At 66.1% G+C, this 23,748-nt stretch carries 20 protein-coding genes and 1 pseudogene; 5 read left to right on the plus strand and 16 right to left on the minus strand.

Going from position 1 to position 23,748, the window contains the following annotated elements:
- On the minus strand, positions 1 to 225 hold a 225-nt coding region (locus KP010_RS22960), incomplete at its 3' end, for a hypothetical protein (RefSeq protein ID WP_253203957.1).
- A 389-nt stretch (positions 226 to 614) separates the two neighbouring features.
- Here KP010_RS22960 and KP010_RS20955 point away from each other — a divergent pair.
- The gene (locus KP010_RS20955; protein ID WP_216281585.1) at positions 615 to 866 is read left to right on the plus strand and encodes a WGR domain-containing protein; all 252 of its coding nucleotides are present in this window, start codon (positions 615 to 617) and stop codon (positions 864 to 866) included.
- Between the two features lie 202 nt (positions 867 to 1,068).
- On the opposite strand, the pseudogene KP010_RS20960 reads toward KP010_RS20955, so the two are convergent.
- Positions 1,069 to 1,197 (minus strand): annotated as a pseudogene (locus KP010_RS20960) (transposase); the annotation flags it as partial.
- Between the two features lie 1,201 nt (positions 1,198 to 2,398).
- Here KP010_RS20960 and KP010_RS20965 point away from each other — a divergent pair.
- Complete coding sequence (locus tag KP010_RS20965; RefSeq protein ID WP_216281586.1) at positions 2,399 to 3,352, plus strand: hypothetical protein; 954 nt, start codon at positions 2,399 to 2,401, stop codon at positions 3,350 to 3,352.
- A gap of 75 nt (positions 3,353 to 3,427) precedes the next feature.
- Positions 3,428 to 12,019, plus strand: coding sequence for an RHS repeat domain-containing protein (locus KP010_RS20970; protein WP_216281587.1), 8,592 nt, complete (start codon positions 3,428 to 3,430; stop codon positions 12,017 to 12,019).
- 201 nt (positions 12,020 to 12,220) lie between these two features.
- Here KP010_RS20970 and KP010_RS20975 read toward each other — a convergent pair whose 3' ends face one another.
- The 4 genes from KP010_RS20975 to KP010_RS20990 all read right to left on the minus strand — a co-directional run bounded on the left by KP010_RS20975 (position 12,221) and on the right by KP010_RS20990 (position 14,889).
- Positions 12,221 to 12,598 carry an STN domain-containing protein gene (locus KP010_RS20975; protein WP_253203958.1) on the minus strand — a complete coding sequence of 126 codons (378 nt, stop codon included), beginning with the start codon at positions 12,596 to 12,598 and terminating at the stop codon, positions 12,221 to 12,223.
- A 127-nt stretch (positions 12,599 to 12,725) separates the two neighbouring features.
- Positions 12,726 to 13,643, minus strand: a complete 918-nt coding sequence (locus KP010_RS20980; protein ID WP_216281588.1) for a FecR domain-containing protein — start codon at positions 13,641 to 13,643, stop codon at positions 12,726 to 12,728.
- Positions 13,644 to 13,744: 101 nt separating this feature from the next.
- On the minus strand, positions 13,745 to 14,245 hold the full coding sequence (locus KP010_RS20985) for an RNA polymerase sigma factor (protein WP_216281589.1): 501 nt from the start codon (positions 14,243 to 14,245) through the stop codon (positions 13,745 to 13,747).
- An 80-nt stretch (positions 14,246 to 14,325) separates the two neighbouring features.
- A complete protein-coding gene (locus tag KP010_RS20990) occupies positions 14,326 to 14,889 on the minus strand; it encodes a hypothetical protein (protein WP_216281590.1) in 564 nt (187 codons plus the stop codon).
- An 87-nt stretch (positions 14,890 to 14,976) separates the two neighbouring features.
- Between KP010_RS20990 and KP010_RS20995 the strand changes: the two genes are divergently transcribed.
- Complete coding sequence (locus tag KP010_RS20995) at positions 14,977 to 15,336, plus strand: Tn3 family transposase (protein WP_216281591.1); 360 nt, start codon at positions 14,977 to 14,979, stop codon at positions 15,334 to 15,336.
- Between the two features lie 37 nt (positions 15,337 to 15,373).
- On the opposite strand, the gene KP010_RS21000 is transcribed toward KP010_RS20995, so the two are convergent.
- From KP010_RS21000 to KP010_RS21045, 10 genes are read right to left on the minus strand one after another with little or no spacing between them, the layout of a single operon-like run.
- Positions 15,374 to 16,255: a F0F1 ATP synthase subunit gamma gene (locus KP010_RS21000; RefSeq protein WP_216281592.1), complete on the minus strand. Its 882-nt coding sequence runs from the start codon at positions 16,253 to 16,255 to the stop codon at positions 15,374 to 15,376.
- Positions 16,252 to 17,775, minus strand: coding sequence for a F0F1 ATP synthase subunit alpha (locus KP010_RS21005; RefSeq protein ID WP_216281593.1), 1,524 nt, complete (start codon positions 17,773 to 17,775; stop codon positions 16,252 to 16,254). The genes KP010_RS21000 and KP010_RS21005 overlap by 4 nt, the downstream gene beginning before the upstream one ends.
- Positions 17,765 to 18,511: a F0F1 ATP synthase subunit delta gene (locus tag KP010_RS21010; protein WP_216281594.1), complete on the minus strand. Its 747-nt coding sequence runs from the start codon at positions 18,509 to 18,511 to the stop codon at positions 17,765 to 17,767. The genes KP010_RS21005 and KP010_RS21010 overlap by 11 nt, the downstream gene beginning before the upstream one ends.
- A 13-nt stretch (positions 18,512 to 18,524) precedes the next feature.
- The gene (locus tag KP010_RS21015) at positions 18,525 to 18,770 is read right to left on the minus strand and encodes a F0F1 ATP synthase subunit C (protein ID WP_003611173.1); all 246 of its coding nucleotides are present in this window, start codon (positions 18,768 to 18,770) and stop codon (positions 18,525 to 18,527) included.
- Positions 18,771 to 18,786: 16 nt separating this feature from the next.
- Positions 18,787 to 19,467: a F0F1 ATP synthase subunit A gene (locus tag KP010_RS21020; RefSeq protein WP_161915507.1), complete on the minus strand. Its 681-nt coding sequence runs from the start codon at positions 19,465 to 19,467 to the stop codon at positions 18,787 to 18,789.
- Complete coding sequence (locus KP010_RS21025) at positions 19,464 to 19,745, minus strand: ATP synthase subunit I (RefSeq protein ID WP_216281595.1); 282 nt, start codon at positions 19,743 to 19,745, stop codon at positions 19,464 to 19,466. The genes KP010_RS21020 and KP010_RS21025 overlap by 4 nt, the downstream gene beginning before the upstream one ends.
- Positions 19,742 to 20,026 carry an AtpZ/AtpI family protein gene (locus tag KP010_RS21030; protein WP_161915505.1) on the minus strand — a complete coding sequence of 95 codons (285 nt, stop codon included), beginning with the start codon at positions 20,024 to 20,026 and terminating at the stop codon, positions 19,742 to 19,744. Before KP010_RS21030 ends, KP010_RS21025 begins: the two co-directional genes overlap by 4 nt.
- A complete protein-coding gene (locus tag KP010_RS21035; protein WP_216281597.1) occupies positions 20,023 to 20,469 on the minus strand; it encodes a F0F1 ATP synthase subunit epsilon in 447 nt (148 codons plus the stop codon). Before KP010_RS21035 ends, KP010_RS21030 begins: the two co-directional genes overlap by 4 nt.
- Complete coding sequence (gene atpD, locus KP010_RS21040) at positions 20,466 to 21,926, minus strand: F0F1 ATP synthase subunit beta (protein ID WP_216281619.1); 1,461 nt, start codon at positions 21,924 to 21,926, stop codon at positions 20,466 to 20,468. Before atpD ends, KP010_RS21035 begins: the two co-directional genes overlap by 4 nt.
- A gap of 49 nt (positions 21,927 to 21,975) precedes the next feature.
- Complete coding sequence (locus tag KP010_RS21045; RefSeq protein WP_161915503.1) at positions 21,976 to 22,698, minus strand: SIMPL domain-containing protein; 723 nt, start codon at positions 22,696 to 22,698, stop codon at positions 21,976 to 21,978.
- Between the two features lie 392 nt (positions 22,699 to 23,090).
- On the opposite strand from KP010_RS21045, the gene KP010_RS21050 reads away from it, so the two are divergent.
- Positions 23,091 to 23,741: a SagB/ThcOx family dehydrogenase gene (locus KP010_RS21050; protein ID WP_216281598.1), complete on the plus strand. Its 651-nt coding sequence runs from the start codon at positions 23,091 to 23,093 to the stop codon at positions 23,739 to 23,741.
- The last annotated feature ends 7 nt before the right edge of the window (positions 23,742 to 23,748 follow it).

A 23,748-nucleotide genomic window follows, 5' to 3' on the forward strand; every position in this document is an offset into this window, starting at 1 on the left:
ATTTAATTGAAATCGTTGAATGGGCGAGTCCCGCCTTGAAAGGCAAATCGACAGCACTTGACAGAATACGGCGTAATCGTTCCGCAGGGACCTCAGCACGTCGGTCGGCTGATCGAAGAGGTGCGAAAAGCGGATTCGAATTTGCACGGCATCGTTGTCGATCTTTGCGAAGCTCTCATTCGCCATCTCGACGCGCTCCATGAGCAGATCGCCGAGCTCGATCAACAGATTCGCGAACGTGTTCGCGCTAGCGAAGCCGCGCGGCGACTAACGACGATCCCCGGCATCGGTCCGATTTGCGCTGCGGCAATTATGGCGTTGGCGCCGGCCCCGGAGACTTTCGCGAAGGGGCGTGACTTCGCAGCTTGGCTCGGTCTCACACCGCGCCAACATTCCACGGCCTCGAATCCTCCTTTTCCTGTCCCAAAACGCCGTCGGCAGACCGCGAGGCGGCCGCGCCGCAAGGGCGCGCGGAACGCGCGGGAGCTCAGCGACGAACCCTTGTCGGCGTGGGCGGCGCTAGCGGTAGCCATGTTCCCTCTTCCTTTGCTCCGGATTCCCATTCGTGATTCACTTATGTGCGAATGCGAAGCGGGCGGGCGTGGAGGGCCGGCATGGCGGCGATGGGCGAGATCGCGATCCTGTTACAGGGCCACAATGCGGAGGCGAACCGTCACAGGGCCTGGCGCGTCGAAGCCGGGCGCGATCTGTTCGAAAAATGGATGGTGCGGGTGTCCTTCGGCCGGATCGGCTGCCGGGGGCGGACATTCGCGCGGGAATTCACGTCGGAGGACGAGGCGCACGCTTATGTGCGCGACGGTCTGCGCCGGCGGAAAGGCGCCATTCGCCGCTGCGGCGTCGAGTAACGCGTCATCGACGCGTCGCCGGCGGCGCTGCCTCTTCTGGCGACGCTCAGAATATCGAGCGCCCCGAAGAAAGTCGAAACGGCAGGGCCTCGCCGTGAAGCCTGAACGGCCATCGGACGCCGCCGCTTCGCGGGAAACGCTCGTCGGCTCGGTCGAACGCGTGACTTTTCACAATGAGGAGAATTGGTTCGCTGTCCTGAAGGGCCTTCCAATCGTAGAGCGTCGCCTCCGAAACCGCGTATTCGCGCGCGAGGTCCGCCGCGTTCGCGCCGGCTTCCTGCTCGCGCAAAACCCCGATGATCTGCTCTTCCGTGAACCGTTTCTGCTTCATCGTGTCCGTCCTGCAATCGGCCACACTCTAATCGATGCTGGTGAGATTTTTCAGGGGCACGTCAGCTAGCTGGTGGACGAGCGCGCTCAGAGGGACAAGCCCAAACAGATGATAGCGGCGATGCCGGGCCTGAGCCGCACTCTCCCTGCCGGGTGAGCACGATTTCTCAAGAGTTAATAAGTCTCGAGGGCGATGTCACATTAGCCTGATGCGGCCACGCAACAACGGCATCAGTATCATCTCAAGCGACCCTGTGAACCGCGGTTCACACGCCGCATAACATGTTGCGGCCAGAAGGCGGCGCGCAGGGGCAGTCGGTGAGTCCGCGCTCGCTAATATGAAACCATGGTAAAATTGGCTCGGCGGCTTCGTCTCGCGATTTCGAACGGCGCACCCAATCGCCGCCTCGCCGAACTTCTCGACGACGACGAACACGGCCCTGCGCGCTCGCTGGCGCTCTGCGCTTTTCATCGGCGTAAACTGCATCGAGGGACGAAAAGCCGTCTTGCAGCTCGCCTCGGCGTCGGTCGCGTCGGTTTTCCGCTCTATGGGCGGCCTCACATGAGCCGGTGGAACCAGGCGGGGATGGCGTGGCCGAATAGACCCGATGTAGCGGACGGCCTCCACTCTCGGCGCGGATGCGCCAAAGTGTGGTCGTTTCCGACCAGTCTCTCGTCGGACGGCCCGCGACATGGACAGTCGGAGCATGATCGCGCAAGCGGCCCTTCGGGCGTCATGGCGCGTCCGCAGATCATTTACTCGTATTCGGAGTACGTGTAAAAGAGGGCGTAGCGGATTATTCCGCCGCTCTCCATGAGGAGAGTCAAACGTTAGTCACAAGGGCGCATTAGACAAATGCCGTCGATGGCGACGCCGATAGATTGGACACGATCGGCGACGCATTTTCGATACGGTCTCGGCGAATAGGCGCCGCATCTCTCGAGTTAGAGACGGCGCTGGCATTTTCGCCGACCAAGATTGTCGAAGTTTCGATAAGGCCTCGGCCGAAGCTTGGAAAGCGATAATTCACTCCTCGTCCAAACAGGGTCGAGATCTGTATGACGAAGGCGCGTACAGTTTTCTCAAATCCAGCTCGTCAATATGGGTGCTGCGCGTTCGTCGTCCGCCGCCGGCGTTCGAGGCGCGCGGATATCTTCGATCGAACGCTCGTGATCAACGTATTGCTCGCAAAGGAGGCGTCATGGCCCTCGAGATCCAAAACGCAATCATCAAGCTCTCCGAAGGCTCTCAGACGCTGACGTTCGGCGGACCGATCAAGCAGTACGTGGCCGGTCTGACCGGCTTCAACATGTCCTATGCTGGAGGGAAGGGACACGACGTCCAGACCTGCTCATTGGGCCTGCAGTTCAATCAGCCGATCGCCAATCAGCTGACTGTCAAGGTCGACGCCCGCTTGTCGGACAATGGCGGGAACAACCTCGATACGCCCGCCGCCTGGGTCACGATCGGCGTGCTCGCGGTAGTCGATGTCGATCCAGACAACATCACATTAAAGAATGAGACAGGCATCCCGTCGGGCGGACGCTCGAACGGCATCCCGCTCGCGGAAAGCACGCCGGTGCTCAATGTCGCGGTTCTCTCGGGTTTTGACCTCAGCTACGGCAGCGGCTCCGATCACGACGTGCAGGTGATCAACGCCAGCGTCTCGATATCACAGGACGCGGGCACGGATTACGTCGAGGGCGAGGCTCTGATGAAGGACGGCGGCAAGAATTCGGCGTCCACGGCCAAAGTGGACGGCGGCGCGCTCGCTACTTTCAAGACCAACGCCGGCGTGGTGCTCAATCCGATCCTCGGAAAGCAGAGCGCCAGCGCCATCACAGTCGAAATGGCCGACCTCGTGCCGAGCGGCTACCGGCTGGGCGGCACGGTGGCGGTGGTGCTGACCGGCTATCAGATATCCTATGGCGGCAGCACCGGCAATGACGTCAATACGCTCGGAGCGGGCCTCATCGCCGGCGGCGGCTATGACGGCGTTTGGGCGTCGCCCGGCTTGCCTACGGTGGATGGAACGGTGGTCACTATCCCGGGTCCACAGAGCTACATGTACGACCTCGGCATCACAAACCACCCGCAGGACAACGAGGAAAGCTACGTCGATCTGATGGTGATCGGCCTCCTCCTGCCGGTTTGACCGACGGCGTCGTCGCCTCCGGCGGCGGGGCGACGTCTGCCCTCCGCCCCTCTCCTCGAATTGCGAGCCCTCACCATGGCCTCGAGCGCGCAGACGCCGCCCATCCGCTCGTTCCAATTCGACGCCAACTCAGTGGCCAACGTCCGCAGTAGCGTCAACCTGTTCCGCGCCGACGTGAACCTAGTCCAGGATCTCTTCACACTGCCCGGTCGCGGCGGCGAGCAGGGAATGGACGTCAATGTCGGCTTGCTCTACCAGAGCAACGTCTTCACCCAGGCGATGTTGTGGAATCGCGATGCGCCCACCGGCGTCCTAGGCCTGGGTTGGAGCCTGCCTGAGACGGCTATCGCCCTGGAAGACGGCGGATCGCTCGCCGCCGATGCGCGGCGATACGCCTATATCGCCAATGGCGCGAGCGCACCGCTGGTGCGTGAGCCGGAGGCGCCGCAGCTTTTCGGCATGGCGGCGGAACTCGCCGAGCTCATCGAGGTGGGCGAACCCGCGCCGGAGCCCATCCGCCGATTGTTCGGCGTCCACGGCCTGAAGCTGGGAGCCGACGCCCGGATCAGCGGCGGCGGCGACCCCGAATGGTCGATCAGCGACGACGAGCAGCAGCAGAGTTTTCTGCTGCGCCTTCTCGGCGGCCGGCTACTGGCGCTCGACGGCGGCGAATCCTATCAGCTGCAATCGTATCGGTTCTGGAAAATCCTCTATTATCCCTGTTACGAGCGTTGGCTGATCATAGATGAACACGGCCTGCGCATGTCTTTCGGCGGACTCGATCCCGACGCCGCGAGGCCCGGCGGCCTCCCGGCTATTCCGGCGTCTCATGGAGACAGCATCGAATGGGGCGTAGCCTGGCGCAATCCGGCGAGCGGCGAGCTGCTGTGGACCGGCGCCAGCGGGCTCGTCAGCGGGCAGGCGCATTATGCGCGCTCTTGGCGTCTGTCGACCACGAGCAATCTGTGGGGTGATCGGGTCGTTTACAGATACAACGAGCAGTGGCCCGTGGACCCGGCCACCGGCTTGCGTCCTGTGGTGGAGCAAGCCGTGTCGGCCCCGGATGCGTCGGATCCTGCGCTCGGCTATACCAAGGCCTGTTATCTCACGAGCGTCACCGACGTTTTCGGCCGCCGCGCCGTTTTCGGCTACGAAGACAAGCTCTGGGACGACAGCAGCCCCGAGAGCCCGCGCGAATTCGCCGATCCGCACAAGCCGCGGCCGGACAATCGCCCCAACGCTTGGCAGGATCGTTACGAGACTCAGTATCTGTCCGCCATCACAGTGCCTGGAGCCGGCGGCGAGCCTCTGCTGGCCATCGGCCTTTGTTACGAGCCACGGCCGAGCGAGGACGGCGCCGCGTCCCAAGTCGCCAATGTCAGCGACAATACCGGCAAGCAATATGGCGACAGCTTCAAACGCTTCCTCACTGGACTGCAGTTCCGTAACGGCGAAGGCGCTCTCGCGGGCAGCCTGCGCTTCGATTATTGGCTGGAAAGCCCCTCCGCCGAGACACCGGGCGCCAGCCCCGGCGCCATTCGCAAAGCGACCTATCCCGGCGGCGCGACCGCGGCTTGGAGCTACACGCGACAGAGTCTGCCCGCCTGCAATCGCAGCCTCACGGTGACGCCCCCCGACGGCCTCGACGATTCGAGCACGCCCACGGTGTGGTTCGGCCCCGATTACGTCGTCACGCTCTGGCGCGACAGCGAGGCCACGACGCTGACCTTACAAGCGCACTGTTGGATCGGGAGATGGTTGACCTGGCAGCTCTCCGACGCGCAGGCCGCCATCTTCGCGAACCCCGACGGCTTCGACCCCACGAGCCTGCGCGTGTCGGCCAACGCGAGCTGTATGGCCGTCTCGTTCAACACCGTGGACCAGATGCAAGTCTATGTGTTCACCAAGGACGTGGCGCGCCCGGGACAGTGGAGTCCAGCGCTGCTCTCCGGCTCCGTAACCGGGTTCAATCGCCCGACCGTCAGCTACGACATCGACAGCGCCGAAGTGCTTCCGCCGCTCGGCGGCCAGTATTTCCTGGTGATCTCGCGCATGGACCCGACTTATGGCCGCTATGCGCTGGACCGGTTGACCTGGCGCTGGACAACGGGCGAATGGACCCTCGAGACGACCGGTGAGGGCGGGCTCCCGCCGCTCGACAGCTACACTTGGGTGACCGCCCAGAACGAATACTACCTCACCGTCGACTTGCGCGGCCAGGTTTCTGTGACCCGGCTCGATGCGCAGCTCGATTGGCGGCCCGGCGGGCGAACCGCTCTGCCCGACCCGGAGAATCTTCGCATCGGCGATCTGGCGCTGGCGCCGAGCGCCAGCTGGGTCGTCGCGAGTCAGCTGCGCGTCCGCAACGCCAGCACCTGCGCCTACACTCTCCATCTGTTGCAGTGGGACGCGGCCTATCAATTCGTCCCCGTCGTCAGCCGCCCATTCAGCGACCCCCAAGACCCCTCGGGCGCCGACCCGACCTCCTGGATCCCGACCGTCATCGGCAACAGTCAAGCGGCGTGCGCTGGGAACCTCCTGCGCTTCAACGGCGAACGATGGTTGACCAACACGGCGCTCGCCTTGCGAAGCGTGCCGGACGGTCTCGAGCAGCGCTACGCTTACGGCGACGACGTCGCCGTGCAAATTCTCGCTCGCAGCGGCGGCCAGGGTTCGATCACCGCCGCCGTGCTCGCCTATGATCCCGACGCGGACGTGAGCCGATGGCAAGACGTGGCCGCGGTGACGCCCACCGCTCCGTTGCGCAACCCCGAGACAAACGCCGCGACCGCCAATTATCCGTCGTGCGGCGGCGGTGACTACCTGCTCATCGGGCCGTGGCTCTATTTCCGGGATCACGCCGGCAATTGGGCCGATGTGGTGAGCGCCGAGCCTCTATCCAACATCGAGGCGCAGATCAACGCCGCTATGGCGGGACAGGGCGATCCTGGCCGCTACGTCATGAACTCGAAGGCCCTCGTCGACGAGTCTCCGGCGTTCCTGGCGTGCAGCGTGTTCGACAGCGAGTCGGAGAAGCGCAGCACATGCGTCGTTCTGTTGGAAAACGGCGGACTGAGCCAAAATGTCGTCAATCCGCTGGCGCTGCCTGCGGACGCGCAGATGAGCTCATCCTCCACGCCGGGCAGCGCCGCCGCTGGTCCATCCATGTTCGTCACCTACCCCGGCACGGCGGAGAGCTTCAGTGACGCGCGTCTGTTCACGCTGCGCCAATACGCCGGCAACGCCGTCAATGGCGAGATGATGCATTATGCAGTCACGGGCTTCAGCGCCGACAATGGGTTTGACGGCGGCCAGCCGAGCACGATCGTGCAGGAGCTCGCGAGCGCGACCTGCGACGCCACCGGCGGCGTGTTCAAATATTACCAGTCCACCGTGTACCCGGGGTCGCCCGCCGGCCCCGGCCCCGGCGCCGTTCCCGCAATCGCCCGCTACGGCAGCGTGCAAATCCGTTATCTGAATGGCCTCGATGATCAGACCGGCGACAATTTTTACGACATGCTCGACGGCCTGCTTCATGACGTCGTGGTGCGAAACGCCGAGGGCGACACGCTCGCGCAGACCTCCCTCGATTGGCGAGTTTGGACAGAGCGTTCTCCCGACCCCGCCGACGCCGGCGCGCCTCCCGTTAAATTGGCGGGCGGCTTCGTCTGCAAGACGGGTGTCACGCGCTTCGCCGACGGCGTCAACGCCGGATTGCGGATCAGCGCGCTCGGCGTGGACGCCGAAGGACGTCGTTTTGCAGCGCCTTGGTCGAGCCAGCCGGTCGCACAGTGGGTGACGGCGCTCGGCGCCAGCGGCGAACCGGAAACTCATAGCAGCGCGACTCTGTACGGTTGCGAGCGAGACCCCGTGTTGCGGGCGCTGAACATCCTCGGCGCGAAATTGCAGAGCACCTCCGGCGTGGCCGTCGGCGACGGCCCCGAAATCCCGCTCTCGGCCACCGCCTACGCCCGCGCGCTCTGGCCTTGCGCGCGTGGTCCGGAGGTTCGCGCGCCCGGCCTCGCCGGGGTCTATGCTTGGCGGGGCGTCGCCCCGCCCGACTACCCCTTCGATTCTGTCGCCCCAGGCAAACAGCCCGACCCGGCCGGCTGGTTGTGTCGACAACGCGTGATCGATCGCACCTTGCTCGGCCTGCCTACCGAATGGGTCGACGCATGCGATATCATCACCTCGGTCGAATACAGCGAGCCGGACAGCCTGCCGATAGCGCAGATCGTAAACGCGTCCCGCTCGCATGGGCAATGGGCGTTCGAGAGCTTCGAGGCAGAGAGCGGCGCGAGCGCTTGGAACGCCGACAATGCGCAGATCTGCGACGGCGACGCCTATACGGGCCGACGCAGCCTGCGCTTGGCCGTCCCCGGCGCGAGCCTCGCAGCGAGCGTGACCCCTGCCGCCGCGAGCGGTCCCTATCTGTTGGCCTATGCGATAAAGACCCTTCCCGGTTATTCGGTCGACGCCGGCGCTGGCTGGATCTTGACAGTGGAAGCTCACGGTCTGGCCGTCAGTGAGCGAAGCGTGCCTTTCGAGGATACAAAAGGCCTCTGGGTATGGCGCACTGTGGGCGTCGCGCTTCCGACCGACGCCGACGGTCCTCTGATTGTTACGGCGAAGGCCGAAAATACCGATGGGCAGCCGGTCTGGCTCGATGCGGTAGCCCTAGCGCCGCTCGCGAGCCGTCTCTCGGCCCAGACGTTCGATCAGACGCTGCGCCGACCCAACTCGGCGCTCGACGGCGGGGGACGCAAGGTCTCGACTGCCTACAACCGCTTCTACCAAGCGGTCGCCACGCTCGGGCCTGACGCTCAGGTGGCGTTGCTCACACAGCAGTTCGCCTCGCCCCAGGGCAACGCCGCCGGCGTCTTCGACCCAGAGAGCCCCGGCGCGAGCCTCAGCCTTCAGCCCGCGGGACAAAGTCGCATGGAGACGTTCCGGGCCGGCGACGAATGGCGGGACCGTTGGACTCCGTCCAACCCCGCCGATTGGGAGGTTCTGGACGGCGCGCTACACCATCTCGGCCGCGAGCCCGGCAGTTTGGTCTGGAACGGTTGGGACCCGACGCCACCTGCGACGGCCGCAGTCTTTGTCGAGCTCTACCCGCCCCAAGGCCTCAGCGGCGAACTCGCCTGGGCGCTGGACGGAGCTTACCGACTGGGATGGGACGCCGCGCGCGCCGGCTGGTTCTTGGAGGGGCCCGAAGGCTTCGTCACGCCGACGCCGCTCGCCCACCCGCCGGCGATGCCACAACAGTGGCTTCTCGTGTTCGGGGACGGCGTGCTGCTGCTGTTCGGCGATGGCCAGCTCAGTTACAGCGTCGCTTGGCCAATCGGCGCGCCGACGAGCTTATGCCTGCAAACGGGCGTCAACGCTCTCGAGGTGCGGAACCTCGCAGTCATGGGTGCGCCACGCCTGAGCGTAGACTATCTCGATGGCGCCGGCGCGACGCGTCAAACGCAGCGCCTGCATGGCGCCGACGCACGGATTACGCAGGGCATTCAGGATGCGCTGGGCCGCACGCTCGCCAGCACCAAACCCGCGCCGGCGCGCTTTGGCGAGGATGCAGACCTTCCCCTCATGGCCTATCATCCGCATTTCGTGGACGTGCAGGCCTTTCTCGCCGCAACGGCGGACAGCTGGCTCATGGAAGGCGACGTAGCCGATTTCTACGCCGGCCAGAGCGAATTCGGCGTCACCCGGTCCGATGACCAGGGCTACCCCTATGCCGGAACCCGCTTCGAGGCTTCGCCGCGCAAGCGCCGTCTGGAGTCGGGCCAGCCCGGCCGTGAGCTCGCGATCCATGACCTGCTGAACACCGGCGAAACCGACCGTCTGACCGTTCAGTACCGGTACGGCGATGCGGACGACGGCGGGTTCCTGACCCGTGGCGCCATCGACCCGCTGAAGACTTCGAGAACCACCGTCAGCACGGTGACGGGCCAGACCGTCGCGACTCGCGTCGACGACGCACGCGGGCGAGTCGTCGCCGAAACTCGCACGACGATCGATTATCGGGGTCCCGAAAACGGTCCGGCGGGCCAACGCCGATCCTTGCGCCTGCCGAACACATTTGGCGCGCCGCCGCAAGGCGATCCGGAAGCCTTCGTCAGCCGGCAAGACGGCGATCCTCTGGGCGAAGTCTGCCGAAACACGACGCCCGACACGGGGCAGGCGAGCGTGCTCTACGACCCGATGGGACGTTGGCGCTTCATGCAACCAGCGCTTGATCCGGGCGAAAGCTGGTTTCTCTACGCCAAATACGACGCGCTCGGCCGTAAAGTCGAGGAAGGAGTCGTGCAGGCGGCTTGGGATCAAGGCGCTCTGAAGGAGATCGCCGCAGTCGACCCCGACTACCCCCGTGTCGGCGACGACGCGCCTTACGAAGTCAGCCGTTTGATCCGCTACGACGGCGACGGCGACGATCCGCGCCAGATCGGACTGCCCGTCGAGATCAGCACCTGGACCCGCACGGCTGGCGAAAGCGGCGAGCCATGGCTGACCACCGAGCAGTTCTGGCACGATAATCTCGGGCGTCCCATACGAACGCGGATGGCCGTCTCGCTCCCTGGAACGCCGGTCGCCGAAATCGGCTATTCCTATGACGCCCTCGGCGAGGTGTCGCGGTTGACTTTGCCGGCCGGGGCGCCGCTGGCCGGCCTGCGCTATACCTACGACGATCTCGGCCAGGTGTCGTCCATCCACGCCGATCGCGAGGACGGCGGCGTCGAACTCGCACGCTACGCATATGCGGCCTCCGGCGCAGTGACGCTGGAAGACCTGAACGCCGGGCGAATTCGACAGCGTTACAGCTATGATTCCCCTGGATGGCTGCGCGAACAGAGCGTGAGCCTCGTGGACGAGGGCGAGGAGCGGCCGGCCTGGGCGCTCGCGGTGGAGCACAACCCGCTCGGCAAGGTGCGTCAGCGCGCCGAAACTCTTGCTTTCACCGGCGAGGCGCCCGAGCAGAGCATGAGCGTCTACGAGCACGACGCCGCGGGTCGCCTGACACGCGCCGACACCACCGGCAGTCACGAGAGTCACTGGCGAGCGGACAGCTATGACGCCAACGGAAATCTCTGGGCGGCCACTGTCGACGACGTGGCCCTGCGATTTACCGGCCAGCCGGGAGGCGATCGCTTGGCCGACGCCAGTCTGGGCGAGGCCCCGGCCATCGCGGTTTCCTACAATGCCCGTGGCCAACTCACGGCGGCGGGCGGGCTCGGAGTCGGTTACGACCGGGGCCTCGCTATGCCCTGCGTGCTCAGCCGCCGCGGCGAGGACAGCACGATCCACGTGCGGCTCGCCTATGGCGGTCGACAACAGCGCAGCGTGAAGCAGACAACCGACGAGGCCGGCGTCCACACGCGGTTCTATGTCTGCGGCGCCGGAACGCGGCCGCTGGCCTATTGGCAGGACGGCGAGTGGACCAGCTCGGTGACCGGTCCCACCGGCCTGATCGCTTTGGCGTGGACGGAAGGCGGCTTGGAGCAACCGCCGTGCTTCGTCCTCAAGGATACGCAGGCGAGCGTTCGAGCAATCGTCGGCGGCGGCGACCGGCTGGTAGGGCGCTATCGATACGGCGTTTTCGGGGCGCTCGTCGGCAGCGGCGGATCGAGGCCCGAGGCATCGCCCTGGCGTTTCATGGGCCAGGAATGGGACGCCGAGGTCGGACTCTACAATTTCCAATCTCGTCTCTACGACCCGCGCCTCTGCCGCTTCCTGCAACCAGATCCAGGCGGCCAATACGCAAGTCCGTATGTGTTCGTCGGCAATGATCCAGTAAGTCTGACCGATCCAGACGGTTGCTCGGCGCATTGGGGGCAGATCGCCACCACGGCGTTCGCCGCCGCCGTGACGGTGTCCGGTCTCGCGCTGACCGCTTTCACCGCGGGCGGCTCGGACGCGGCTGCGGCGGGTTTCGACGCTTCGCTTGCGGCCGCCGACGCCGGGGAGGCGGCGGTCGATCTGGCGCAGGCGGGCGCGGATGCCGCGGGCGCCGGTTCGGCGGCTGTCGACAGCGCCGGCGCCGCGCTGGATTCCGGCATGGCCGGGGGAGAGGTCGAAGTGGACGCCGGCGTCGGCACATCCGTCGCCGCCGACAGCGGCGACGTCGCTCGTGGCGACCGATACTCGAGAGCGTCGGGCTCGCGCGAAGGCGGTTTTACCCGTCCCACAAAAAATGGCGAAACCACGAATTGGTTCGGAATGAACGTCCCGACATACGAGGGGGAGATCACGAACTGGGATCGCGAGAATTATGAGCTGCGCCTTTTCGAGAACGGAGGAGTGGGCGACGCAGATTTGGAGCGCGAGGCGATTCAGACGCAAGCCCACGAGGAGTTCCACAAATACGTGATAGAGAATTATCCCACCGTGACATGGTTGCAGACGGAAAAGTCGGAGTGGCTGTCGGGAATACTCCTCTATCCGGAAGAGTTCATCGCCTATTGGAAAGGCTACACGAGGGTGAACCGCTATTCACGCCCTAGACGCTTGGCGATGAGCTACGTTTCGGCGTTCTTCAGCGTCTACGGCTACCGAGGAAGCTGGAAGCCCTTGGCCGGAGCCATCGGATGTTATTTCGTTCTGCCCGTGGCTGTGCCGGCGGGCGTAGGCGTGGGAGTCGGCGCCGGCCTATATATGAAGTCTTGACTCCTAATCTTCGAATGCATCGGTTCGATCGACATGCTTCTACTGGCCTCGCTGCAGCCGGCGTGAGATGCAAAAGAATACCGCTTCAGAGATCGTGGTCCCGCTCGGTGTCGCGCTGCCCTTAAATGCGCTAATCCAAGCTTGTTGTTTTTCAACCTATTAGATGAAAATAGTGATTGCCCGTAATTTGAGAAATTGCTCTTAAAGGCAATTCGAGATTCGCGGAATTAAGGGCAACGCGACATCTGGACCGCCGAAGCGATAAGAGAGCCCCGTGCCGTCGAGCAGGCGATCCAGCCCCTCTCGAACCGAAAAGGCGCCGGAAAGCCCGCTCGTGCGCAATGTCCTAGTCACATGCGCTTCGTAGAGAAGATGGAGTCCGTTCTTCACGGCGAAGGCGTTCAGCGCCGTCGCCACCGATCCAGCCGGTATGTCGTAGACCATGACGACGCCGCTGCGCTCTTGCGGCGAGAGGGACGCCTCGGCCGGCGTTCCTCCCATCGCAAAGGCGCTGAACGCCATCGCCGCAACCGTCGAGCTCATCGCCGCACCCTCGTAACGCAGACCTCTTTTCGCCATCGCCGCTTTCCGTCGAATTGGGTTCTCGGACGCGAGACGACGTCCGTGACCAACTCGACGCCCTCAAGTCGAATTCGGAATGTCCAATGCGAAAAAAATTGTGCGGGAAGGTGGCCAGAACCGCCCGTCATTCCGTGAGCAGAATGAGGTAGTCGGTCAGATGGATCGAATGCAGGCCGAGGAAATATTCGATCTCGCGCAGAGAAGTGAGCGGCTCCGCGGTCGAGAAAACGCCGCTCACCCGCCGCGCGCAGGTCGACGCGCGCAGGCAGACGACATAGCCGTGGCGATGACGGCCGAGCGTCGCCAGCGCTTCGCCGAGCGGCCTGTCCTCCACGATCAGCGCGCCGCGCCGCCAAGCGGCGATCGTTTCCGCGGCGGCGGTCGCCGGAGGCCGCGCGGCGGCGTTCGCCTCGTAAAATGTCTGCTGCCGCTCCTCGACAATGACGCGCGCGCCGCCGCTGGCGACAGCGACCGAGTGCTCGCCAACGGCGACGCGCGCGCCGCCTTCCTTGGTGAGCGCGACGTCGAAGGCGGTGCCGAGCGCCGTCACCTCGCCGCCCGCGGCCTCGACGACGAAGGGACGCGCGGGATCGGGCGCGACCTCGAACCACGCCTCCCCGGACAGCAGGCGCACGCGGCGGCGCCCGGCTTCGAAACGGACCTCGATCGCCGAGCCGCCGTCGAGCTCCACACGCGAGCCATCGACGAGAGTCGCCGTTCGGCGCTCTCCGACGCCTGTCGCAAAGTCCGAACGCCAGATCAGAGAGAGATCGCCGAGGAAGAACAGAAAGGCCAAAGAGGCGGCGACCAATAATCCAATCGTCGCCTTTCGTCGCGACGCCGCGCCCCGGAAGCGAGACCGGCGCGCCGGGCGCAGCGCTCGCGCTTCCTCGAACATTCCGGCGACATCGGCATAGGCGCGGCGATGGGCCGGATCGGCGGCGAGCCAGGCGTCGAAGGCCGCACGATCCTGGTCGAGGTCGCCGGCCTTCTCCCTGATCCACCAGTCGACCGCCGCACGGACGGAGTCGCCCTCCCCCATTCCCATCTCACCGTCGCTCCCTGCGCGCGGATCGCCATCCGCGCCCGCCGAATACGACGCGCCAATAGGGGAAAAAGGAAGGTCCGGCGGTGAAAAATCTTTCATCCCAGCGCCACCCAGCAACGCTGCATGGCGATGCTCATATGCTGACGCACCATGCGCTCGGTGACGCCGAGACGCAGGGCGATCTCGCGAAACGAGAGATCCTCGAAGGCGCAGAGCTCGAAGACCTCCCGACATCGGGGCGGCAAGGCCTCGATCGCCTCGCGGAGGCGGCGCGCCCGGCGCTCATAGTCGACGATCTCGTCCTGCCGCGCCTCGCTGCTCGGCCGCTCGCCGAGGAGCTGATCGAAGGCGAGATATTTGTGCTCCGTCCGCCGACGCCGGGCCAGGTCGCGCGTGAGATTGGCGGCGATCTGCTGGAGGAAAGCCGGCGGATCGGCGACATCGTCGAGGCGCTCGTGCCGCAGCGCGCGCACGAAGGTCTCCTGAAGCAGATCGGACGCGTCTTCCGCACCGACGCGACGCGTCAGATAGGCCGTCAGCGCGCGCCTGTTGCGCTCGAACAGGTCGCGAATGAAACGAGTCTTCTTTTCCGACATTCGCCGGCGCCCGCGACGGTCACGACGCGCGCTGCGCGGTCGTCGTGACCGGAGGTGAAAAACCAGGGTGAAAGGGTCGATCAGCCGATCGACGGGGGCGCGCGGGAGGCGGAATAGCTCGGACGGCCGATGGGCGCGCCAGTCTGCTCGCGATCGACCGACGACACTTGTCCCGAGTCGAAGCGCGGCGCGAGCGCCGTAAAGAACATGGCGAGAAATGCGAGAGACGCCGAATCTCGAGGACAGGTGCAAAACGCGCAATGAGAGTGTTGACCGCCGTGCTTCACGGGCGCGCCATCGTCCCCTCGAGCGGCGCATAGCGGACCGCCCTCCTCCCCGCTCGACCAGCCGAAAGACGGGAAGGCCGTCGCCCATCCGTGGCTCGGCGTCACAAAGGGAAGCGAGGCGAGCGCCAGCCAAACGCCGAGCACCGCGGCGAGCGCGGTCCTTAGCTTGGTGAAATGCGCCCATGACGAAGCCATGGCGTCATAGGAGACAGGCGAAAGCGTGAGCGTCAAGAAGGAATTGCGCCGCAGGGCGCTTTTGCAGCGCAGGCTGTCGAGGCAGGAAGCCGGAAACGTCCGCCGGCCGCAGGAACAGCCATCGGGCACGTCGGTCGAAGGGCCGCCGGGCGAGCCGGGCATTGGCCGATCTACAGAGGCATGCGGAGTCGAAGGCGTAGTTCGCGCCCGACTGCAGACGCGCTGCCGTGCCGATCGCTTCCTCGATATATGGCCGAGGCAACGACGCGGCGTTGCCGTCCTGACCGCGTCCGGTGCCGCCCCTCGGATTATGTCCTGCTCACACCGTTTGCACCAGAGCCTCGGCTATCGCCTGCAGGACGAGTAACCGTCCTTTGGAACACGGTCGACCTCAGCCACGCCGTCGCTGAGCAGCGCTCCGGCGGAGAACGGATCCGCGACGACGCGCTCGCTCATATCGCGCCGCTCGGCTGGGAGCACATCACCTTCAACGGGGGACTATGTTTGGCCGACCGAACCGTTCCAGAATGTTTTCCAACCCCTCCGAGACCCGCGGTCGGAGCTACTCGACGCGGCTCGGCGCAGGATTTTGGGAAGATTCTGCGATGACCCCAATCAGCTCCCCGGAATTTGACGAAGACGCGCCTTAGTCGTCGCCTCGACGAGCCTGCGTCCCGCGGGGAACTGGCCTCGCGAGCTCGATGATCTCCTCGGTGATCTCCTCCTGACGTGTTTGTCGATGCCGGGCCTCCAGTCGCTCGAGCGTCTTGTGCGCATTGTCGCGGGCTTCGATCATCGCGCGCATTCGCGCCTCGTTCTCCGCCGCGAAGGACAGCACCGCCGCCTCGCATAATTCGGCGAAGACATATTCCTGCGCGAGGCCCTCGACGAGCGCGCGCGGCGGCAATGTGACGAGGGGCGGAGCCGCGGCGGACGCGGGCGGAAAGCGGGCGAGGTCGAGCGGCACGAGCGAGCGCGCGACGATCTCGATTCCGGCCGCGCCCGGCGCGCCGTGGATGAGCGTCACGCGATCGGCGAGCCCCTCCCCCAGGCGCCCATAGAGCTCTTGCGCGATGCGGTCGGCGAGCGACGGGGCGTCATCGACGCGCGACGCCATGGGCGAAGTCCAATCCGCGCGTGATCCGCGCTCTCGCGCGAGCGTCGCGCCGCGCTCGCCGATGATGAACAGAGCCGGACGTTCGGCGCCGCCCGCGAGGCGCGCCGCCGCGTCCAGGATGCGCTCGTTGAATGCGCCGACGAAGCCGCGCTCGGAGCAAAACGCCAGGACGATATGGCCGTCGGCCGGCCGGCGCTCCGAGACGAGCCGCGACGGCGGCGCTTCCGCGCTCAGCGCCAGCGCCGCGCAAATGGCGTCGCCCAACGCGGCGGCATAGGCGCGCACGCCGGAAAGACGCGACTGGGCTTCGCGCGTTCGGACGGCGGCGACGCCGCGCATCGCCGTGATGACGCTCTCGAGCTGCCGGGTCGCGGCGATATGGGCGCTGATGTCGGCTGAGCGCTCGCTCATGAGGAATGCGCCGCGAGCTCTGACGAAAGTTCGCGCACCCGCGCCACGAGATCCGCGCGCATGGCGTCGTCGAGCGGGGCGTGACGGGAGATCGCCGCGACGCTCGGCGCGGCGGCCGAGTCGAGATGCGCGGGAAGCCTCGCGGTCAGCGCGGGAATGGCTCGCGCGGGAAGCAAATCGAGAACGCCGGCGTCGAGCGCCGCGAGCAGAGCGATCTGATCCTCGAGGCGCAGAGGCGAAAAGCGCGGCTGCGTCAGCAGGCCGCGAATGCGCTCGCCCCGCGTCAGCTCCCGCTCGATGCGGGCGTTCGACATGCCGCCGAAGCGCGAGAACATCTCGAGCTCCAGAAATTGCGTGTATTGCAGACGCAATCGCCCCGAGACGTCACGCAAGGCGTCAGGCTGCGCGCGGCCGCCGACTCGGCTGACCGAAAGGCCGACATCGACGGCCGGACGATGGTTCGCGGCGAACAAGCGACGGTCGAGCACGATCTGTCCATCGGTGATGGAGATCAGATTGGTGGGAATATAGGCCGAGAGATTGCCGGAATCGGTCTCGGCGATCGGCAGCGCCGTGAGCGAGCCGCCGCCGAACGACTTCGACAATTTCGCGGCCCGCTCCAGGAGCCGCGCATGGACGTAGAAGATATCGCCGGGATAGGCTTCGCGTCCGGGAGGCTCTCGGGTCAGCAGAGCGAGCTCGCGATGCGTGACCGCATGCTTGCTCAAATCGTCGACGACCACGAGCGCATGGCCGCCGCGATCGCGGAAGAACTCCGCCATGGCGAAGCCCGCGAAAGGCGCGATCCATTGCAGGCCGGGCGGCGAGGCGGCGGGCGCGACGACGAAGATGGTGCGATCGGCGGCTCCTCCGCTCCTCACCGCCTCGATCGCGCGCTCCACCGAGGTCGTCCGTTGGCCGACGGCGACATAGACGCAAACGATGTCCGAGTGGCGCTGGTTGATGATGGCGTCGATGGCGATCGACGTCTTGCCGGTGGCGCGATCGCCGATGACGAGCTCGCGCTGACCACGCCCCAGGGCGAACATGGAGTCGACGACCAATAGGCCGGTCTCGACGGGCTCGGTCACGAGATCGCGCGCGATAATGCTCGGCGCCTCGCGCTCGACGGGATGAAAGGCGACGGCGGCGATCCGCTCGCCGCCGTCGAGTGGGCGGCCCAGCGGATCGACGACGCGTCCGAGCAGTCCCTCCCCGACCGGCGTGCGCGCGACCTCACCGGTCGCGAAAACGCGCGCGCCGGCTTCGATCTCGTCGCCCGGATCGAGCAGCACCACGGCAACCCGATCCGCCTCGAGCGCGCGCGCGAATCCGAGCTGGCCGGTCTCGAAACGCAGCAGCTCGTCGAGCGCGACCTGCGGCAGGCCGGAGACGAAGGCGATCCCATCCGCATAGCTCTCGACGCGTCCGACCGTCTCGACCTTCGGCCCGAGCTCGATTCTTTCGACCGCCGCGCGGCCGCGCGCGAGCCATTCGGCGACGGCCGGCTCATCGCTCATTTTCCGGCTCCGTCAGCAAGGTCGCGGAGATTTGCTCGAGATCGGCGCGCAGGCTGTTGCGAATGCTGGTGTGGGCGTTCTCCAATTCGAGGCCGGCGAGCAATGTCGGATCGACGCGAAGCGCGAATTTCAGCGGGCGGCCGAGGGCGTTTTCTAGCCTCTCGCGGCATAGCGCGTCCTCCTCGGCGGTGAGCGGACGCGGCGCGGTCAGAGTGGGCTCTCCTCGCGTGGCGAAATCGGCGCGAGAGGTTTCCGGCAGAGCCGCGATCGCGTCTGCGAGGCCGTCGATGAAGCCGACGACGCGGGACGACGCCGGCAAGCGTTCGAGCAGACGCCGCGCAATGTCGACGGCGAGCAGGCTCGCGCGCTCGGCTTCGGCGCGACGGGCCGATCGTTCGGCGCGCTCTATCTCCGCCCGCATGTCCGCTCGCATGCGATCGGCGTCGGCCCTGGCGGCCTCGAGCAGCCGGTCGCGCGCGTCCTTCGCCTCCGTCGTGGCGGCGCGGATCGTCGCCGCGCGATCGGCCGACATCGCGTCGACGGCGGCGCGCGCCTGTTCTTCCAGAGTCAGGGCCGAGGCTTTGGCGGCGGCGGCGGCGTCCAGCAGCAGCCGGGCCGTCGCCTCGCGCTCGGCGAGGATCGATGCGATGGGGCGGAAAAGGAAGCGGGAGAGCAGCCAGATCAACACGAGGGCGTTGACGGTCTGCAAACCGAGCGTCCACCAGTCGATCTGCATGCGTGCGAACGCCCTATTTGACGAAAGGATTAGCGAAGAGAAGCAGAAGCGCGATCACGAGACAGTAGATCGCCATGGTCTCGATCATCGCGAGGCCGACGAAAAGGGTGCGCGACAGGACGCCGGCGGCCTCCGGCTGACGCGCGATCGCCTCCATGGCGGCCGCGACCGCCTTGCCTTCCGCGAGTGCGGGGCCGATCGCTCCGAAGGACACGGCGACGGCGGCGGCGATCACGCTGATATATTGAATGTCGTCCATTCTTCCTCGCTCTCGTCTAGCCGCCCGACCGCGCGCCGTGTCCATCGACCGCGGAGCCGATGAACACCATGGCGAGCGTCGCGAAAATGTAGGCCTGAATCGCGCCGGTCAGCAAATCGAGCGCCATCAGCGGAATCGGCACGAGCAGACCCGCGAGCGACAGCACGACGCCGATGACGAACACGCCGCTCATGATGTTCCCGAACAAGCGGACGATCAGCGAGAAGGTGCGCGTGATCTGCTCGACGAGATTGAGCGGAACCATGATGATGCTCGGCTCGGCGAATGTCGCGAGATAGCCGAGCGGGCCGCGCGTGCGCAGTCCGTGATAGATGGTCGCGAAAAAGACGATCAGAGCCAGCGCCGCATCGGTTTCGAGCCGCGCCGTCGGCGGCTCCACGCCAGGAACGAGCGACGACCAATTGGCGACGAGCACGAAGAGGAAGATCGTTCCGAGCAAGGCGCGATAGGGGGCTGGGTCCGCGCCGATCGTGTCCCTTATCTGCTGGTCGAGCGTCTCGACGAAAAGCTCGAGCGCCGATTGTCCGGTCCCCGGCCGCAACGAGAGCCGCCGAGTTACGAGAAGGCTCGCGAGAACGAGCGCGGCCATCAGCGCCCAAGTGACGATGACGGGCTTGCTGACGGGCACGGGTCCGAGCTGAAAGCCGGGCTCGAGCGCGAGCGGCGAGGATTTCATTCGAGACCTCCCAAACGACGCAGGACGACGCGGCGCGCCGCGAGCAGTCCCAGCGCGCCGGAGAGCAGAGCGAGAGCGCCGATCTTCGCGAGAGCTGTGAGCGCAGCTGCCAGCGCCGCGAAGCGCGTTATGAGCAAGAGAATGGCCTTCGGCGTCACGCCCCGCTCGAAGAGATCGACATTCCAACGCAGGGCGCGGAAGTAAGCGAGGCCCGCGGCGAATCCCGCGCCCGCGCCGAGGGCGAGCTGGAGAGCGAGCGGGGCGGCGGAAACGGTCATTGGCGCGACATCCATTTCCAGGCGAGCCAGAGGCCGACTCCGGCGCCGATCATGACGAGAGGCGCGGAGAAGAAGACGCCCATGTCGTACATCTTGTCCAGCCGACGTCCGAGGAACAGCCCCGCGAGCGCCGGCAGGACGATGGTCCAGCCGAGAACGCCGATCTGCCCCAGCCGGCGTCCGAGCGAGGGCTCGGCGTTCCTGCGCTGCATCTCGCGCCGCTCGGCGGCCAGTCGCGAGGCCTCCGCCATCGAATCGCGCTCGGGACCGGCCTCGCTCATGGCGCGTCCTTTCCGTCGCCGAACACTTCCGAAGCGCCGGACGGACGCAGATAACGGACGAGGCGACGCACGGCGCTGGCGTGCAGCCGCGTCTCCTCGACGCGCGCGCGCGCCGCCGCGTCCTTCTCGGCCGTGCGCGCGGCGCGCACCTCGGCGTCGAGCTTGCGCAGATCACGACCGAGAAAGCCCTCGCGGCAGGCGACCGACACGCTCTCTCCGCCCCTGACGGTCAGCACGCCCCCACGGATCGCGCAATAGCGCTCGGCGCCGTCGGCGGATCGCCAGCGCAGGACCGACGGCGGCAGCACCGTCAGCAGATCGGCGTGGCCCGGCAGCAAGCCGAAACCGCCGCTCTCGTCCTCGGCGCGGACGGATCGTACGCCGGCTTCGTCGAGCAGCACGGCGTTCGGCGTGGTGATGGCGAGCCGCAACGCTCTGCTCACGGCCTGCCTCCCGTCGTCTCGGCGTCCTTGCGCGCGGCGGCCTTCTCCTTCTGCTCCGCCTCGTCGATGGTCCCGACCATATAGAAGGAACTCTCTCGCCAATCGTCGCAGGCGCCGGAAAGAATCGCGCGGCAGCCCGCGAGCGTGTCGGCGAGAGGAACCGAGCGGCCAGACGCTCCGGTAAAAGCCTCGGTGACGGCGAAAGGCTGGGTCAGGAAGCGCTGAAGGCGCCGCGCGCGCCCGACGATCTTGCGGTCCTCGGCTGCGAGCTCCTCGACGCCGAGCAAGGCGATGACATCCTGCAGCTCGAGATAATGCTCGATCACCCGACGGACCTCGGTCGCGACTTCGGCGTGCGCCTCGCCGACGACCAGCGGATCGAGCAGCACGGAGGAGGAAGCGATCGGATCGATCGCCGGATACATGCCCTCGGCCGCCATTTGTCGGGAGAGAACGATCATGCTGTCGATGTGGGTGGCGATCGTCGTCACCGCGGGATCGGTGAAATCGTCTGCGGGGACATAGACCGCCTCGATCGCCGTCACGCCGACCCCGCCGACCGAGGCGATCCGCTCGTGCAGCGCCGCCACTTCGCTCGCCAGCGTCGGCTGATAGCCGACGCGTGACGGCAATCGCCCCAGCAGGCCCGAGACTTCGGCCCCGGCCTGGACGAAGCGGAAGATATTGTCCATCAGCAGCAGCACGTTCTGGCGCTGCTCGTCGCGGAAATATTCCGCGATGGTGAGAGCGGCGAGCGGCGCCCGCCAGCGCGCGCCGGGGGGCTCGTTCATCTGGCCATAGACCAGAACCGTGCGCTCCAGCACGCCGGAGCGGCCCATGTCGAGCAGAAGCTCGTGGCCCTCGCGCGAGCGCTCGCCGACGCCGGCGAACACCGATACGCCCCGATAGCCCGTCACCATTGCGTGAATGAGCTCCATCACGAGCACGGTCTTGCCGACGCCCGCACCGCCGAACATGGCGGCCTTGCCGCCCTGAGCGATCGGCGTCAGCAGGTCGATGATCTTGATCCCTGTCGCGAAAATCTCACCGCCGCTCGGCCTTTGGGCCAGCGGCGGGGGCGCGCGATGGATCGGCCGGCGCGGCGCGTCCACCGGCAGCGGCGGTCCATTGTCGCCGATCGCTCCCGTCACATCGATCAGCCGTCCGAGCGTCGCGACGCCGACCGGAATCTCGATCGGCCCGCCGGTCGCCCTCACCCGGCGTCCGCGCGAGAGGCCGACCGTCGATTGCAGAGCGATGGCCTGGACGCTGTTCCGATCGAGATGAGCCTGCACCTCGGCGTAAATTGCGCGTCCGCCGTCGGCCTCGACGACCAAGGTGTCCTCGATCGCCGGTAGCTCGCCCTCCTCGAAACGCACGTCGATCACGGCGCCGCGAACGGCTAAGACCGTTCCGTGTCGCGCCATGCTCGCGTGAGAAGAAGCCGCCTCGTTCATATGCACGCCGATCGAGCATCTCGCCGATTGGTTCGAAATCCTGGACATTCTAGCGCGAAAGCGCCCAAGTCGCCGAGACCCTCGCGGTGAGCCGTCGCGCGCCGGGCCGCAGAGGCAGAGACGCCGCTCCATTCGCGGAGGCCGAAGGCTCGGTTCGGCCGTCGGCTGCTGTGGCCACAGTCTCCTCCTGGCGATCGATTTCGATGAGGCGGCCGAGCTTGCCGCCCACGGCCTCGACATAGTTTCTCGCCCGCTGTTCCGCATCTTTCACGGCGGCGATCCGTAGACGCTCGAGCCGCGTCCTTTCGTCGCTGAAGACGAATTCCACACCACGTATGTCGTTCGCGCCGGCGTCGATCGCGTGAGACAGCAGAGACGCGGCCTCATCGAGCGAATTCACCGTCGCGCTCAGCTCGCTTCGCGCCCGAAAGCCCCTGGAGACACGCTTCCCATGCGCGCCGCGCGGCGCGGCGTCCTCCGTCGCGACCGACTGAAGCGTCGCCCCGACGACGCGAATGCCGTCGCTCGGCGCTCCTTGCCGGACGAGGCCCTCCGACAAGGAGCGCGTCTTCCGCTCGTTCTCGGCCACGGCCTCGGTCGCGGTGGGCCGATCCACGACAATGTCCAGGTGGAGGATCGCTCGATCGGGAAGCGCCTCCTCCGAGGCTTCTCCCGTCACGGAAATATGAGGGAGAGTGTCTTTCAATGTCTCGGCCGAAGCGCTCGCGAGAAGGAGCGCGCTCGATAAGGCTGCGGCGAGTATTCGGGTCATCGACTTGCCTCGCTCAACGCCGCTGGCGGCGAAATCGGTGGCTCCCGCTTCCGGCCTCCCCCGACTCGGCGCACCGAAGCCTCGGCGACTGGCGGAGCGTGGACTTTATCACGCCACATATCACCCACAGCTTCACAAAACGACGAAAAAGCAAGAGAATCTCGCTCGAACTCGTCCGCGCCATAGTCCCGACTTCGATCGGATCGAGAAGGCCTTCTGCGAGCTCGAAGCTCTGCTCCACAAAGCCCCCGAGCGAACCGTCGACGCCCTATGGAACAGGGTCGGCGCAACGCTGAAGGAGCTCTCCTCCGCGAATGCACAAATTTCTTCTCCGCCCTCGAAAATCTACATTTCCCCACGATATTGCATGGTCTCACGAGGAGGCCGTCGCAATGACGACGCTGACCAAGCTCGTGCACGGCATGATGGGGCGCTTGCGTCCGAAACCTGCGCGAGGCGCCGTTGCGGCGCAGATCGCGCTTCCCCCTCCGCACAAGGAAGGCGGAACGCCATTGATGGAGGCGCTCGCGAAGCGGAGGTCGTCCCGGGAATTCGCGCCTGACGAACTACCCTTGCAGCTCTTGTCCGACCTGCTGTGGGCCGCGGACGGCGTGAATAGAGCCGACGGCGGACGAACCGCGCCCTCCGCTTTGGACGCTCAGGAAATCGACGTCTATGTCGCGCTGCCCTCCGGGGCCTATCTCTATGTCGCCGCCGCGCACGCCCTAGAGCTGGTCGCAGCGAGCGACATGAGACGCGTGACCGGCTATCAGGATTTCGTCGACGAAGCGCCGCTCGATCTGGTGTTCGTCGCCGACCATGCGCGAATGGCGCTCGTGTCGGTCTCTCAGCGCGAGAGCTTCGCCTCTGTCGCAGCGGGGGCGATCTCGCAGAATGTGTATTTGTTCGCGGCGAGCGCGGGCCTCGCCACTGTGATTAGAGCCTGGATCGATCGCGAGGCGATCGCGCAAGCGCTGGGGCTCGGCCACGACCATCAGGTGCTCTTGTTGCAGACGATCGGCTATCCGAAGAAGACGGAGTGAACGCCCC

This window comes from Methylosinus sp. KRF6 (assembly GCF_018887255.1).
Taxonomy (GTDB): domain Bacteria; phylum Pseudomonadota; class Alphaproteobacteria; order Rhizobiales; family Beijerinckiaceae; genus Methylosinus; species Methylosinus sporium.